The sequence below is a fragment of the Glycomyces sp. NPDC049804 genome (assembly GCF_040674615.1).
GTDB classification, from domain to species: Bacteria; Actinomycetota; Actinomycetes; order Mycobacteriales; family Micromonosporaceae; genus Glycomyces; species Glycomyces niveus.
Genome location: NZ_JBFAMQ010000010.1, coordinates 144,767 through 159,650, shown reverse-complemented (window position 1 = coordinate 159,650; position 14,884 = coordinate 144,767). Strand labels below are relative to the sequence as shown.

Here is a 14,884-nt window from a genome sequence, read left to right as displayed (position 1 = left end):
GCCCTTAGTTTGCAGCTCCGCCGGGGGCCCCGTGGCAGCGCTTGTACTTCTTGCCCGAACCGCACGGGCAGGGCTCGTTCGGCCCCACCTTCTCGGACTGGCGCTGCTGCGGGTTCGCCTGCTTCGCCGGGGGCGCGGTCGACGCCTTGCGCGGACCGGCCGAGCGGGCCGACTTCGGCGCGACCTTCGCCGCGCCCTTCGTGCCCGCGCCCGGCGTGCGCTTGACGGCGCGCTTCTGGCCCGGGACCGGCTTCGGCGGGCGCTTGAACACCGAGCCGTCCTCGGTCGTCGTCTGCTGCTCCACGCCGGAGGCCGAGTCGATCGACGGCGCCGACTGCACCAGCATCTCCGGCTTGCGCAGCGGCTCCAAGCCCCGGATCTGGGCCTCGGGTTCGGCCGTGCCCTCGGTCTTCTGCTTCAGCTCGGCGTTCATGAGGAACCGGACCGACTCCTCCTTGATGCCGTCGAGCATGGTCTGGAACATGTCGAAGGCCTCGCGCTGGTACTCGATGACCGGGTCGCGCTGCGCGTACGCCCGCAGGCTGATGCCCTGCTTGAGGTAGTCCACCTCGTACAGGTGCTCGCGCCACTTGCGGTCGATCGTCTGCAGCAGGACGCGGCGCTCGAGCTTGCGCAGGACCTCCTCGCCGAACTCCTCCTCGCGGGTGGCGTAGACGGCGTGCGCGTCCTCCTTCACCGCGGCCAGTAGGGTCTCGGCGTCCAGTTCCGACAGGCCGCCGGCCTTCTTGACGAGCTCCTTGTGGGAGACCTGGATCGGGTAGAGCTGCTTGAACGCGCTCCACAGCTCGTCCAGGTCCCAGTCCTCGGCGTAGCCGTCGCTGGTCGCGCCCGCGACGTAGGCCTCGAGCGTGTCGTCGATGAAGTGCCCAATCTGCTCGGAGACGTCTTCGCCGTTGAGCACCTTGCGCCGCTCGTCGTAGATGACGGTGCGCTGGTTGTTCATGACCTCGTCGTACTTGAGGACGTTCTTGCGGATCTCGCCGTTGTGGCCTTCGATCTGCGACTGCGCCGACTCGATCTGGCGCGACACCATCTTGGAGATGATCGGGACGTCGTCGGGGACGCGCAGCCGGTTCATCATGGCGCGCACCGCGTCGGCGTTGAACCGCTTCATGAGGTCGTCGGAGAGCGAGAGGTAGAACCGCGACTCGCCCGGGTCGCCCTGGCGGCCGGCGCGGCCGCGCAGCTGGTTGTCGATGCGCCGCGACTCGTGGCGCTCGGTGCCCAGCACGTACAGGCCGCCCGCGTCCTTGACGTCCTCGGCCTCGGCCTTGGTCGTCTCCTCGAACTTCGCGAGGGCCTCTTCCCACGCGGCCGCGTAGGTCTCCTCGTCGGCCTCGTCGATGCCACGCGCCCGCAGGTCGGCGGCGGCCAGGTACTCGGGGTTGCCGCCGAGCATGATGTCGGTGCCGCGGCCGGCCATGTTGGTGGCGACGGTGACGGCGCCGCGCTGGCCCGCCTGGGCGATGATGTCCGCTTCCTTCGCGTGGTTCTTCGCGTTGAGGACGTTGTGCGGGATGCCGCGCTTGCGCAGGAACTGGCCGAGCATCTCGGACTTCTCGACCGAGGTGGTGCCGACGAGGATCGGCTGGCCGGTCTCGTGGCGCTCGGCGATGTCGTCGACGACCGCCTGGAACTTGGCTTCCTCGGTCTTGTAGATGACGTCGGACTGGTCCTTGCGGATCATCGGCTTGTTCGTGGGGATCGGGATGACGCCCATGCCGTAGACGTTGTTGAACTCCGCCGCCTCGGTCTGCGCGGTACCGGTGATGCCGCCGATCTTGTCGTACATGCGGAAGTAGTTCTGGAGGGTGGTGGTGGCGAACGTCTGGTTCTCCTGCTTGATGTCCACCTTCTCTTTGGCCTCGATGGCCTGGTGGATGCCCTCGTTGAAGCGGCGGCCGGGCAGGACGCGGCCGGTGAACTCGTCGACGATGAGGACTTCGTCGTTCTCGGAGACGATGTACTCGCGGTTGCGCTCGAACAGCTCGTGCGCCTTGATCGCGTTGTTGAGGTAGCCGACGAGCGGGGTGTTGACCGAGTCGTACAGGTTCTCGATGCCGAGGCGGTCCTCGACGCGGGCGACGCCGAGCTCGGTGATCGCGATGGTGCGCTTGCCCTCGTCGACCTCGTAGTGCTCATCGCGCTTCATGGTGCGCACGATCTCCGCGAACTCCTTGTACCAGCGCGGCGTGTGCTCGGCGGGGCCGGAGATGATGATCGGCGTGCGGGCCTCGTCGATGAGGATCGAGTCGACTTCGTCGACGAGGGCGAAGTTGTGGCCGCGCTGCACGAGGTTCTCGGCCGAGCTGGTCATGTTGTCGCGCAGGTAGTCGAACGCGAGCTCGTTGTTCGTGGAGTACGTGATGTCGCAGTTGTAGGCCGCGCGGTGCTTCTCCGCGCCCTCGCCGGGGAGGACGACGCCGACGGTGAGGCCGAGGAAGCGGTGGATCTCGCCCATCCACTCCGCGTCGCGTCGCACCAGGTAGTCGTTGACGGTGACCTGGTGGACGCCCTTGCCGGTGAGGCCGTTGAGGTAGACCGGGAGCGTGGAGACGAGCGTCTTGCCCTCACCGGTCTTCATCTCGGCGATGTTGCCCTGGTGCAGGGCCGCGCCGCCCATGAGCTGCACGTGGTAGTGCCGCATCCCGCGGACGCGCTTGGCGGCCTCGCGGACGGTGGCGAACGCCTCGGGCATGAGGTCGTCGGTGGTCTCGCCGTCCTTCAGACGCTCTTTGTACTCGTCGGTGAGCGCGCGGAGCTCCGCGTCGGTCATCGCCTCGTACTCGTCCTCCAAGGAGTCGACCGCATCGGCGATCGCATTGAGTCGCTTGAGCGCACGGCCCTCGCCGGCTCGCAGTACCTTCTCGAACAACGACACGGAAGATCAGCTCCCACAGCAACGTCTCGGCCAAATCGGGTGGATTTCCCGGTCAATAGTACGCTTGACATCCTCCCTTCCCTACGGGGAAGGGATTCCAGCCGTTTCCGGCTGAGGTTCACGGACAATCTCCTGCTGGCGCGGGGTCGTCCCTCCGGCATGTCCTGCCGCGATATTGATGGCTGCGTTGATGTCGGCGTTGCTGCTGAACCCGCAGGAGACGCAGAAGAACTCGGCTTGGCTCTCACGCGAGTGCTTCTCGATCCATCCGCAGGCGGAGCAGCGCAGACTGGTGTAGGGGGCGGGGACGTCTTCGACCCGCCCGGGGGCTTTCTGCTCGGTACGCGACCGGAGCTGACCCCAGCCTTGGGCCAGGATCGCCCGGTTGAGACCTGCCTTGGCCGCGACATTGCGGCGGGCTCGGCCGCGGTGCCCCTTGCCGAGGCGGTCATGTTCTTGATGTTGAGCTTCTCGAACCGGATCACATCGAACCCGGTCGCGAGCGTAGTCGAAGTCTTCTCGACCCAGTCCTTGCGCCGAGCGGCTTCCCTGGCCTTGATCCTCGCGGCCTTGGCAAACTCGGCGGCGCGGCGATCTGACCCTTTCGGTGCGCGGGGCATGGCTACATTCACTATCCGCCTCCCAGACGACCTGCACCAACACGTCAAGCGCATCGCCGCGCTTGAAGACCGCTCGATGAATGCGGAGCTGGTCCACCTCTTGAAACGCGCGGTCGCCGAATACGAGCGCGGCCGAACCAAAGAGCCATAACCGCATTGCCCGCCCTGCTACGCAGGGCGCTCGCATTCCCCCTGAGGCGGAAGACCGAGAACCTGTAAGAATCGACGGATGGAACCCGTCACCCTCACCGCCGGCGGCCTGCGCCTCGTCGCGTGGGAGCAGCGCCACATGGCTGATCTCGCGAAGATCTACGACGACCCGCTCATCGAGCGGTTCCTGGTGATGCCACTGCCGTGGTCGGGCACGCCCAGGGAGCGGTTCGTGTGGCTGCAGGAGCGGCACTGGCAGAGCGGGAACCCCCGCTGGGCGGTGGAGGACGAGAGCGGGCGGCTCGTCGGCTCGATGGCGCTGACGAAGTCGTTCCCGTACGAGCTGACGATCACGTACGTGACCGCGCCGTGGGCGCGCGGGCGGGGCGTGGCGCAGCGGGCGATCCGCGCGGCCGTCCAGTTCGGCTTCGACAATCTGGGCGCCAAGCGCATCGCGTGGGACGCGATCGTGGGGAACCACGCCTCGCGCCTGGCGGCGGTGCGCACCGGGTTCACCGTGGAGGGCATCGCCCGCAACGGCGTGTACCAGCGGGGCGTCTCGCGCGACTGCTGGGTGGGAGGGATCCTGCCGGGCGAGGTGCGCGGGCCCGACAGCCCGCCCGAGCACTACGAGATCCTGAAGCGGCAGGCCGGGTTCTTCCTGGCAGAGCGGGGTCAGCTGGAGACCAGCGCGGCGGGGCTGCGGCTGCGGCCGCTGCTGGAGAAGGACCTGGATGACCTGGCCGCGACCTGCGACGACGCCGAGGTGCGGCGGTGGACGACGGTCCCGGGCCCGTACACGCGGGCGATGGCCGACGACTGGTTCGCGTTCTGCCGGGACTCGTGGGACCGGGGCGAGCGGGTGCTCTACGTGCTCGCGGACGCCGACGACCGGTACTGCGGCTCGGTGGAGTTCAACCTGCGCGCGCCGGGCGAGGCCGAGATCGGCTACTTCTGCTCGCCGTGGGCGCGGGGCCGGGGCTGGATGACGGCGGCGGTGCGGCGCCTGTGCGAGCTGGGCTTCGAGGAGCTGGGGCTGGAGCGGATCGAGTGGCGCGCGGTGGTCGGCAACGACGCGTCGCGGCGGGTGGCCGAGAAGGCCGGGTTCGTGATCGAGGGCACGCGCAAGGGCCTCAGGCACGGCGACGACGGCCGGCTCGACTCGTGGGTCGGCGGCCGTCTCAGGGAGGACCTGGCCTGAGTCCCGCCCGGAATGCGAATCGCGTTCCGGGAATGGTTGACGGCAGGGCGTCGCCCCTGCTTGGCTGAGGGCGTGTATGACTTCGCGCCCGTCGAGTCCTCGGCGTTCTCGCTGCGGCCCGCGCCTGAGGACGTGAAGGTCGACTGCGGGTTCGCACCGGACGCGATCGCCGTCGGCCCCGAGGGCGAGGCCGTCTGGGGCGCGCTCGGGTTCGCGCAGGACGGCGGCACGGTGTCCGTGCGGTGCTGGGTGGCGCCCGAGCGGCGCGGCAAGCGCTTGGGGGCGGCGATGCTGCGGGCGGCCGCCCCGGGCGTGTTCGCCGGGGGCGCGAAGCGCCTCGAAGCGCGGCCGCCGGTGCGCGACCAGGCCGCGATCCGGGCGGGCCTGCGGGCCGGGTTCCGGATCGAGGGCGGCGTGGCGCGTGGCGCGGCCTGGGACGGCACCGAGGCGCTGACGCTCGGGCTGCTGCCGGGCGACGGCCCCGGACCGTTTCCGCGCGTGCTGCCGGATCTCCCGGACGGGTCCCTGCGGGACGAGGTGATCGCGCTGCGGCCGCTGACGCCCGACGACTACGAAGCCCACCTCCGGCACCGGTCGCGGCCCGAGGTCTACTCCGGGTCGGTCCTGCCGCTGCCGCCGAGCGCCGCCGAGGCCCGCGAGGTCTGCGAGTGGCGGGCGGCGGTCGCGTGGCTGCGCGGACGCAGCGCCCTCATGGTCATCGACGACGGCGCGGGCTACCAGGGCACGATCGGCCTCTACGACGTCACGCGCGTCGTCGGTACGGGCATGATCGGGTACGACCTGCGGCCCGAGACGCGCGGTCGCGGGTACGCGACGCGGGCGGTGCGACTGGTCCGGCAGTGGGCGTTCAGGGAGGTCGGGCTCGACCGTGTGTGGGCCGGCACTGATATTCACAACACAGCGTCGCAGGCCGTCCTGCGCCGGGCGGGATTCCGCCTGGAAGGGGTGGAGAGAGGCGGTCTGCCGACCGTCGCGGGGCGGCGGCGGGACACGCTCCTGTGGGCTTCGCTAAGTAGCGATTGACATGCAACCCAACCGGTAGGGCCGAGCGTCGAAGCTATAGTGATCCAGTCACTTCGCTTTGTGGAGGAACCCCCGTTGAAGCTCATGCCCGCCCGCGCACTGGCGGTGCTGTCCCTGCTGCTCATGGCCGGGGCCTGCGCCGCCCCCCAGACGGGGACGTTCACGCCGGCGCCGATCGTCCCGGCGGTGTCGATGGACGCCGTCGAAGACCAGGACCCGACCGCTCCGTTCACGCTGTCCGTCGTGGACGGCATCCTCGAAGAGGTCAATGTCACGTCCGACCGCTCCGAGACCATCGACGGCGCGTTCTCCGAGGACCTCACCTCGTGGACCTCTGAGGGCGTCATGGACGCCGGGTCCACCCACACCGTGGTCGCGAAGGCCGTCAGCTCGGACGGCACCGTCACCGAGTTCGAGAAGCAGTTCACCACCCAGGCCCGGGAGAGCTCGGGCTTCGAGGTCGCCGACGTGACCCCGGTGGCCGAGGGCGAGGAGGTCGGCGTGGGCGCGCCGATCATCGTGACCTTCACCGAGGACGCCCCCGACCGCGCCGCCGTCGAGAAGCTCCTGGTCGTCGAGTCCGAGAAGGGCCACGAGGGCGCCTGGCGCTGGATCGACGACGACACGGTGATCTACCGCACCAAGGAGTACTGGGAGGGCCACCAGACGGTGACCTTCACCGCCGACTTCGAGGGCGAGTTCCTGGGCGACGACACGTGGGGCGGCGAGGACTACACCGCGCAGCTGAAGATCGGCGAGGCCAACATCTCCCGCGCCGACCTCGACTCCCACACCATGACCGTCGAGGTCGACGGCGAGGTCGCCCGCACCATCCCGATCAGCGGCGGCTCCGGCGCCGAGTACGAGTACTACACCGCGACCGGCACGCACCTGGTCATGGAGAAGTTCGAGAAGAAGACCATGGTCTCCCCCGGCAAGGAGGAGGGCGACGAGGGCTACTACTCGACGGACGTCAACTGGGCCACCCGCATCAACGCCACCGGCGAGTTCGTGCACGGCGCCCCGTGGAACGGCAGCCTGGGCGAGGCGAACCTCTCGCACGGCTGCCTGAACGCCAGCGAGTCCGACGCCGAGTGGTTCTTCCACATGGCCCAGCGCGGCGACCCGGTCGAGGTCGTGGGCGAGTCGTCCCCGCGCCCGATGCCGTGGGACAACGGCTGGGGCTACTGGGTGATGTCCTACGACGAGTGGAAGGAAGGCTCGGCCCTCTAGCGCGCCGGACCCCCTGACCGCACACCCCAGACATGGATCGAGGCCCCGGGCGAAATCGCCCGGGGCCTCGTCCGGTCCGGATGCCACCCCTCAACAACATCCGGACCGAAGAGGAAAGCCCCCCTCTTCACCGCCGCTGCGCGGCGGTCCGGTAGTGGCTAGAGGTCGAGCCGCAGCAGGCCGTAGTCGAAGGCCCGGCGGCGGTAGACGACCGACGGGCGGCCGCTCTCCTTGTCGTGGAACAGGTAGAAGTCGTGGCCGACCAGCTCCATGTTCTGGAGGGCGTCGTCGACGGTCATCGGCTCGCCCGGGTGGATCTTCTCGCGGACGATCCGGCCCGGCAGGTGGTCCTCGACGAGGCCGTCGAAGTGGTCGACGTCCTCGGAGATGAAGTGCGCGGCTGCCATGTCCCTGACCGGGGACTCGGCGAGCAGGGTGCCGTTGACGGCGCCGTTGCTGCCGCTGGAGGTCGCCTGGGACACCGACATCGGGGCCTTGGTCCCGCCGCGCGAGACGCGCTTGCGGTCGGTGTTCTTGCGGAGCTGGTGCCCGAGCTTGGTCACCGCGAGCTCGAAGGCGGAGCGGAAGTCCGCGGCGCAGGCCTCGGCTCGCATCACCGTCCCCTTAGGACGGCAGGTGATCTCCACTCGCTGGGCGTGGTCGGCCTGGCGGGGATTGGGCTCGTGATAGAGCTCGACGTCGATATCGATCGCTTCCCCGTCGTAACGGGCGAGGTACTTGGCGATCTTGGATTCGATCTTCTCCTCGACGAGCTCGCGGTAGTGGTCGGGAACCTCCACGTTGCGGCCCTTGACGACGATGTCCACCTCTGAACCTCCCAGGTGCATCCTGCTCTGCGACGGCGGGATGCGAACGAAGTTGTGCATGCTGGGTCCGGAGCCGATGGTCCGGTACGGCGGAAGGAGCGACCTCCTCTCACGGATGGAACGACCAGGGATTCCGCACCACTGGAATTGGGGGCGTTCACCTTTCGGCCATCTGACCTCTGTCGTCTCGTTACCGATCTGAGATTTCGAGACTAACGCTTCACTCACCGAAAGTCGACCCTTCGGCTACCGGAATTCTCCAATGCGAATAGGCACGCCCGCGCGAAATTGGGCGGACTGGCGATTACGGTTCGCGTTCGCGGACGAAGGGGGCGCACGCGGCCTGTCGCCTTGCCGACACCGGGAGGGGTACCCGCCGGTACCGCCACATGAACCACTTCGGCCCCACTATGCGGCGGCCACCGTGACGGCGGCGGGAACGCGCACGCCCGCGCCCCGCAGCACCCGGGCGGCGGCGTCGAGGGTGGCCCCGGTCGTCACGACGTCGTCGACGAGGACCACCGGGCGGCCGGTCGCCGCCAGGGCCGCGAGGCGGCGCGGGACGGCGTGCAGGCTCGCGGCGGCCGCCGCGGCGCGCTGGCGCGGGGTGAGATCCACCGAGTCGGGCCGGGGCCGGGCCCGCAGCACCCGGTGGAGGTCGCCGAGGCCGGCGCAGGCGGTGGCGACGTGGTCGAAGCCGCGGGCGCGGCGGGCGGCGCGCGTGGGCGGAATCGGGACGAGCACGGCGTCGGGGACTTCGGCGGCCGCGACCGCCAGCGCCCGGGCGAGGAGGGCCCCGAGCGCGGGGGCGAGTTCGCGCCGCGAGCGCTCCTTGTACTCGTTGAGCGCTTCGGCGAGCGCCCCCGCGTAGGGTCCGCCCGCGACGACGGGCGGCGCGGTGCGCACGGCCGGGGCGGCGAGGAGCGGGCGGAGGGCGAGCAGGTCGGCGGCGCAGTCGGCGCACAGACCGCTGCCCGCCGCCGGCGCGCTCCGGCAGGAGGCGCAGGCGGCGGGCAGGAACAGGTCCCGTGCGTCCTCGGTGAGTCTCACCGGGGACTAACGACGGTCAGGCCCGGAGGGTGACCGCGGGCGGGATGCGGCTGGCGCGCCAGGCCGGGTAGACGCCGGCGACGACGCCGACGACCGCGCCGATGACGGGTCCGGCGGCGAACAGCATCGGGTCGAAGACGATCTGCCAGTCGCGGTAGAGCGAGACGAACGCGGTGACGTTGACGCCGAGGACGGTGCCGAAGAGGCCGCCGATGAGTCCGATCAAGGTGGACTCCCAGACGAACTGCATGGCGACGGCGCGGCGGGCGGCGCCGACGGCGCGGCGCAGGCCGATCTCGCTGCGGCGCTCCATGACCGAGACGAGCGCGGTGTTGGAGACCGAGACGGCGCCGATGACGAGCGAGACGCCCGCGAGGCCGAGCAGGAGGGCCTGCATCTCGTTCTCCACGCCCTTGCGGAAGTTGCGCAGGTCCGAGGGCTTGTTGACCGAGAGGTTCTTGACGCCTTCGGGGAAGACCGCGGTCGGGGCGGTCTCGGCGACCTTGTCGGCGGCGCCGAGGTCGGTGCGGATGAAGACCTCCGCGGCCGCGAACTCGGCGTCGGCGGTGATGCAGGGCGTGGGCGGGATGATGACGGCGCCGGTGAGCTTGGCTTCGCCTTCGGGCGCGGTGTAGACGCCGACGAGGGCGTACTCCTCGCCGTTGAGGTAGATCATCGGGCCGCCCTCGAGCGAGGCGTAGCCGAGGTCGCGGGCGGCGGACTCGTCGATGACGGCGACGCGGTCGTCGCGGGCGACGTGCCCCTCGTCGAAGGCCGCGCCCTGCACGAAGGTGAATCCGAAGGCGTCCATGGCGCCCGGTTCCATGCCGAAGACCGGGACGTCGCGCAGGTAGTCCTGGTCCTCGGTGCGGGAGGCCTGGCGCTCTTCGGAGGAGGCGCAGAAGATCCCGGCGTGCTGGACGCCGTTGATCCCCCGCACCCGCTCGCTGGATTCCAATGTGGGCGCGAAGCCGGCGTCGCGCATGTTGTTGGAGAACGAGACGGTGACCTGGGTGGCCTCGGTGGCGTTGAAGCGCTCGGCGATGGCCGCGGCCGAGGTGGACGAGAGTCCCACGGTGGCGACGGTGGCGGCGATGCCGAGGGCGATGCCGATCGCGGTCATCCAGGTGCGCATGGAGCGCCCGCGCAGGGACTGGAAGGCCTCGTAGGCGATGCCCATGCTGCGGACCCCGAAGCGGCCCTGGCGTTTCGGCGTCTCGCCCTTGGCGGCCGCGCGTTCGGCCTTGGCCGCCTTCTTGGCGGCGCGGCGGGCTTTGCGCCCCTGCGGTTCGGCCGCGATCGAGCCGTCCTTTGGAGCGATGTAGTCCAGGAGCTCGGTGTCGGTCTCAGGTTCGCGGCGCTTGCGGGCCATCAGGCGTTTTCCCGGTCGCGCCAAGCGATCACGACCTCGTCGTCCTTGGCGAGCTCGCCCTCGACGGGCTCGACGACGCCCCGGCCGTCGTGGCGGAGGGTCACCTTGACCTCGACGTGGCGCTCTTTGCCGCCCTCGTCTTCGAGGACGGTGAGCATGGTGCGGCCTTCGCCGTCGGTCCACAGGGCCGAGAGCGGCACGATGAGCGCGTCTTCGGCGGAGCGGGCCTTCACGAGGGTGACTTCCTGCTCGTCTTCGGGGACGAGCTCTTCGACTTCTTCGAGTTTCTCGGCGTCGAACGCGAAGACGGCGTACGTGACCTCCTGGGTCTGCTGCTCGCCTTCCTCGCCTTCGTAGTAGCCGCTGTCGTCCTGCTCGGCGGCCTCTTCGCGGACCTCGAGCTCGAACTCGCCGACCTCCTGGCCCTCCATGGGGCCGTCGCCGAACTCGAGTTCGACGTTCTCCTTGGACAGCTCGGCGGCGGTCTCCTCGTCGAGCTTGGCCTCGAGCTTCCAGTCGCCGGAGGCGAGCACCATCACGGGCTGGTCGGTGCCGACGGGCGCGGACTGCTGGGCGTTGATCTTGCTGACCTGCATGGGCAGGTCGGGCAGGAACACGACCTCCGAGGAGGGCACGACGACGCGCTCCACGGTGGCGGCCTGGCCGCCGCCGGTGTTCTCGTCTCCGCCGGTGTCGCCTTCGGCGCCCTCGTCGCCGCCGGCGGTGTCCTCTTCGCCGGTGCCCTCGGTGGCGACCTCCTCGGACTTGGTGGCGTGGTCGTAGCCGACGTTGTCGTAGAGCTTCTTGACGTCCGCGACGGTGCGCGCGTCGAACGTGCCGGTCTGCGGGGTGCCGTAGAGCTGCTGGAGCGCGAGCTGCAGCTGCTTGACGTCGGGCCCGGTGTCGCCTTCGGTGAGGTCCCGGTAGGCGGGCACGTCCCCTTCGAGGGCGATCATCGGGCGGCCGGAGACCTCCAGGATGACCGTCCCGGCCTTGACCTCGTCGCCGACTTCGAGCGGGATCTTCGAGGCCAGGGCGGTCTCGATGCCCTCGGGCGCCGCGGGCGCGGGCACGCTGAAGTCCCCGGTGCGTTTGAAGACCGCGTCGAATTCGAGCGTCTCGATCAGCTGGTCCTGGTCGACCCGGACGGTGATCACGCTGTCCTCGGGTTCGGCCGCCTCTTCGGCGCGCTGCGCCGGGGTCTGGGCCTGCATCGCGAAATACCAGGCAGTGCCGGTCGCGCCGATCAGCGCTAGGGCGAGCACCCCGCTGACGACATGGCTTTTCTTGAGCCGCATGTTTGTGTCCTCCTCCACCGCCAAGACGCGTGGAGCGAAGGGTCCAGTTGCGGCCGAATCATCTCGATTCGGTAACGCCCCTTGCGGGACGGCCTCGGCGATGCTTGCGGGCCGTGAACGAGCGGCGAGTCAGTTGTTCAGGCCGACGGATTTCATGCGGTCCTGGTGCGCGCGGGTGAGGCGTCGCAGCAGGGCGTCGAGGGTGCCGCCGTCGCCCACGATGATCCCGGTGAGGCGCTCGTTGGCGGCGGCCACGCCCTGGGCGCGGTTGATGCCCTCGCCGACGAGGCGGCGGGCCCACAGCGAGAGGCGGCCGGTGACGGCGGGGTCGGACTCGACGGCGGCGCGGATCTCCGCGGCGGCCAGGTCGGAGGCGCCGGTCTCGGCGAGCACGGTCTCGATGAGGGTGCGGTCCTCGTCCTCGAGGCCGGCGGAGACGACGCGGAAGAAGTCGTCGGCGACGGCGTCGCCGAGGTAGACCTTCACCAGCGCCTCGAGCCAGTCGCGGGGCGAGGTGGAGGCGTCGAAGGAGCGGAAGGCCTCCTTGAACGGGGCCATGGCCTCGCCGGGGTCGGCGCCGAGCTCCTGCAGGCGGTCGGCGAGGAGCCGGTAGTTGCGAATCTCACCAACGGCCGCCTCCGAGAGGGCGGCGCGGCGGCCGAGGTCGGGGGCGAGGCGCGCGTCGTAGACCATCCGCTCGAACGCGAGGAGTTCGCCGAGGGCAAGCAGCCCAAGGAGGTCGATGACGGCCTCGCGGCTCGGGGCCGCGGGGGCGGGGGTCGGCTCGTCGGTCGGCGCGGCGGGATCAGTTGTCTCGGACACGGGGGCAGGTTACCACTGGCCCGGAGCGGCCTTCGCCTTCGCGGGGTTGTCGGGAACCGGACCGCCGCACGCGTCTTCGCAGGTCGGCGCGGCCCTGGGCGGGTGAGTCCGCCCACCTTGCGGGCCTGATCGCAGCGTCGCTCCGAGACGGAGGTGCGTCAGGGGCGTACGATGGACGGGAGCGACCGCGGCCAATTGGTGGCAGTCCCCTCGACGAACCGCGCGAATCCTTTCGGCAATGCGCGTTCGGCGGTGCGAGAGCGGTCCTCGAACGCGGTACCGGCGTCAGGCGCCGGGCCGCTCCTGCGAAGCGGCGACTTCCCGAATCCGGCGGTCGTCGCCGCTGTATGACGAGACTGAATGTGGCGCCGAGTTCCCCGGATCTGGTGACGTCCTCCGCCACGAGGTGAACAGAGTGAACGAAGTGAACAACGACCGGCCCAAGAACCAAGGGCCGACCTTCGCCCAGCTGGGCGTGCGGGAAGAGACCGTCGAAGCGCTTGCGGCGCTTGGTATCGAGCGGGCCTTCGCCATCCAGGAGTACGCGATCCCCATCGCGCTCCGCGGCTCCGACATCATCGGCCGCGCCCCCACCGGCACCGGCAAGACCTTCGGGTTCGGCCTCCCCATCATCGACCGGATCGCCTCCGCCGAGGAGGGCGCGAGCGGCAAGCCGCAGGCGCTGATCCTGGTCCCGACCCGCGAACTGGGCCTCCAGGTCGCGCGCGACCTCGAGGACGCGGGCAAGACCCGCGGCATCCGGGTCCTCCCGATCTACGGCGGCCGGGCCTACGAGCCCCAGGTCGAGGCGCTCAAGGCGGGCGTCGACATCATCGTCGGCACCCCCGGGCGGCTGCTGGACCTGTACAAGTCCAAGCACATCAAGCTCGACGCGATCGCGCACTGCGTGCTCGACGAGGCCGACCGCATGCTCGACCTCGGCTTCTCCGAGGACGTCGAGAAGATCCTCAAGCTCCTCCCCGAGGAGCGCCAGACGATGCTGTTCTCGGCGACCATGCCCGACACGATCATGTCGCTGTCGCGCCGCCACATGCACCGGCCCATGACCGTGGCCGCGGATGTGACCGGCCCCGACCAGGAGGCGGCGAACAACACCCGCCAGCTGGTCTACATGACCCACGCCCTCAACAAGGTCGAGGTCACGGCCCGCATCCTGCAGGCCCGCGAACGCGGCCTCACGATCCTGTTCTGCCGCACCAAGCGCGCGGCGCAGAAGCTCTCCGACGAGCTCGACTTCCGCGGCTTCGCGGTCGGCTCGGTCCACGGCGACCTGGGCCAGAACGCGCGCGAGCGGGCCCTGCGGGCCTTCCGCTCAGGCAAGATCGACGTGCTCGTGGCGACCGACGTGGCCGCCCGCGGCATCGACGTCCAGGACGTCACGCACGTCATCAACTACGACGCGCCCGAAGAGGCCGAGACGTACGTGCACCGCATCGGCCGCACCGGCCGCGCGGGCGCGACCGGCATCGCGGTGACCTTCCTGACCTGGGAGGACCTGCCGCGCTGGAAGATCATCGTCAAGGCGAACAACCTCGACCTCGGCGAGCCGGTCGAGACGTACCACACGTCCGACCACCTGTACACGGACCTGGACATCCCCGAAGGGGCGCCGTCGGCGCTCCCGAGCGAGCTCCGCAAGCGCGACGGCCTCAGCGCCGAGCGCGAGGAGAACGTCGAGGGCGACAGCCGCAAGTCCGGCCGCGGCCGGGGCCGCGGGCGCAGCGACCGCAACCGGGGCGGCAGCGACCGCCGCGGCGGCGCCCGCCCGGGCGGGCGCGGCGAGCGCTCCTCGAGCGAACGCGCCACCGCCGACGAGCCCGCCGGCGACGCCGAGGCCAAGGCCCCGCGCAGCCGCCAGCGCCGCCGCATCCGCACCGAAGGCGAAGGCACCGAGGCGCAGGCCCCGCGCGCTGCCAAGGACGCGGCAGCGCCTGCCGACAGCGCTTCGACCGCCGACGGCGACGCCCCGGCTCGCCGCCGACGCCGTCGCCGCCGCCCCACGGGCGGCAACGACCGCCAGACGAGCGCCGAATAAGCGACAGGCGAGACGAACGGCTCGGCCGGTAGATCCATCGGATCTACCGGCCGTGCCGTGTTCGCTCGCAGGGACTTTCCGCCGCCATCGCTCGCCGCCGCCCCCTGGCCGAAAGGCGCCCCGCGAGCGCAGCAATCCCCCGATCGAGCGACCCGGCATCACGTCGTCCTGTCGTACCCCCGCGGCACCGTTGATTCGGGGGCGCTCCATTCCGCCACACCCGAACTCGAGTGCGGGACAACCCAGACACCCCCGACACCGTCGCACCCCGCGCCACCCCTGCATCGAGGGCGCTCCGATCCGCCACAC

The 14,884-nt window shown here is 70.3% G+C and carries 11 protein-coding genes and 1 pseudogene; 5 read left to right on the top strand and 7 right to left on the bottom strand.

Features of this window, described 5'->3' with window-relative positions; all coding sequences use genetic code 11:
- Positions 1–4: 4 nt before the first annotated feature.
- Together secA and AB0K52_RS17370 are read right to left on the bottom strand one after the other, a co-directional pair.
- Positions 5–2,902, bottom strand: coding sequence for a preprotein translocase subunit SecA (gene secA / locus AB0K52_RS17375; RefSeq protein WP_363532951.1), 2,898 nt, complete (start codon positions 2,900–2,902; stop codon positions 5–7).
- An 81-nt stretch (positions 2,903–2,983) separates the two neighbouring features.
- Positions 2,984–3,516, bottom strand: a pseudogene (locus AB0K52_RS17370) (transposase); the annotation flags it as partial.
- Positions 3,517–3,520: 4 nt separating this feature from the next.
- Here AB0K52_RS17370 and AB0K52_RS17365 point away from each other — a divergent pair.
- From AB0K52_RS17365 to AB0K52_RS17350, 4 genes are all read left to right on the top strand, one after another.
- A complete protein-coding gene (locus AB0K52_RS17365) occupies positions 3,521–3,673 on the top strand; it encodes an Arc family DNA-binding protein (protein ID WP_363532948.1) in 153 nt (50 codons plus the stop codon).
- A gap of 78 nt (positions 3,674–3,751) precedes the next feature.
- Positions 3,752–4,873 (top strand): GNAT family N-acetyltransferase, encoded by a 1,122-nt coding sequence (locus AB0K52_RS17360; RefSeq protein ID WP_363532945.1) that lies wholly within the window; start codon positions 3,752–3,754, stop codon positions 4,871–4,873.
- A gap of 72 nt (positions 4,874–4,945) precedes the next feature.
- Complete coding sequence (locus AB0K52_RS17355; protein ID WP_363532942.1) at positions 4,946–5,917, top strand: GNAT family N-acetyltransferase; 972 nt, start codon at positions 4,946–4,948, stop codon at positions 5,915–5,917.
- Positions 5,918–6,001: 84 nt separating this feature from the next.
- Positions 6,002–7,150, top strand: a complete 1,149-nt coding sequence (locus AB0K52_RS17350) for an Ig-like domain-containing protein (RefSeq protein WP_363533011.1) — start codon at positions 6,002–6,004, stop codon at positions 7,148–7,150.
- A 158-nt stretch (positions 7,151–7,308) separates the two neighbouring features.
- Here AB0K52_RS17350 and raiA read toward each other — a convergent pair whose 3' ends face one another.
- The 5 genes from raiA to AB0K52_RS17325 form a co-directional block, all read right to left on the bottom strand.
- Positions 7,309–7,977 (bottom strand): ribosome-associated translation inhibitor RaiA, encoded by a 669-nt coding sequence (gene raiA, locus AB0K52_RS17345; protein WP_363532939.1) that lies wholly within the window; start codon positions 7,975–7,977, stop codon positions 7,309–7,311.
- Between the two features lie 408 nt (positions 7,978–8,385).
- Entirely contained in the window at positions 8,386–9,027 is a 642-nt protein-coding gene (locus AB0K52_RS17340; protein WP_363532936.1) for a phosphoribosyltransferase family protein, read from the bottom strand.
- A gap of 16 nt (positions 9,028–9,043) precedes the next feature.
- Complete coding sequence (locus AB0K52_RS17335; RefSeq protein ID WP_363532933.1) at positions 9,044–10,399, bottom strand: ABC transporter permease; 1,356 nt, start codon at positions 10,397–10,399, stop codon at positions 9,044–9,046.
- Positions 10,399–11,697, bottom strand: coding sequence for a hypothetical protein (locus AB0K52_RS17330; RefSeq protein WP_363532930.1), 1,299 nt, complete (start codon positions 11,695–11,697; stop codon positions 10,399–10,401). The genes AB0K52_RS17335 and AB0K52_RS17330 overlap by 1 nt, the downstream gene beginning before the upstream one ends.
- Before the next feature lie 129 nt (positions 11,698–11,826).
- On the bottom strand, positions 11,827–12,519 hold the full coding sequence (locus AB0K52_RS17325) for a ferritin-like fold-containing protein (RefSeq protein ID WP_363532927.1): 693 nt from the start codon (positions 12,517–12,519) through the stop codon (positions 11,827–11,829).
- Between the two features lie 415 nt (positions 12,520–12,934).
- Here AB0K52_RS17325 and AB0K52_RS17320 point away from each other — a divergent pair, with 415 nt between their 5' ends.
- The gene (locus AB0K52_RS17320; RefSeq protein WP_363532924.1) at positions 12,935–14,575 is read left to right on the top strand and encodes a DEAD/DEAH box helicase; all 1,641 of its coding nucleotides are present in this window, start codon (positions 12,935–12,937) and stop codon (positions 14,573–14,575) included.
- The last annotated feature ends 309 nt before the right edge of the window (positions 14,576–14,884 follow it).

Excerpts from the sequence above, each read along its gene's own strand:
- AB0K52_RS17365 (WP_363532948.1), top strand. The coding sequence starts at position 3,521 with ATGGCTACATTCACTATCCGCCTCCCAGACGACCTGCACCAACACGTC.
- AB0K52_RS17360 (WP_363532945.1), top strand. The coding sequence starts at position 3,752 with ATGGAACCCGTCACCCTCACCGCCGGCGGCCTGCGCCTCGTCGCGTGG.
- AB0K52_RS17350 (WP_363533011.1), top strand. The coding sequence starts at position 6,002 with ATGCCCGCCCGCGCACTGGCGGTGCTGTCCCTGCTGCTCATGGCCGGG.
- AB0K52_RS17335 (WP_363532933.1), bottom strand. The coding sequence starts at position 10,399 with ATGGCCCGCAAGCGCCGCGAACCTGAGACCGACACCGAGCTCCTGGAC.
- AB0K52_RS17330 (WP_363532930.1), bottom strand. The coding sequence starts at position 11,697 with ATGCGGCTCAAGAAAAGCCATGTCGTCAGCGGGGTGCTCGCCCTAGCG.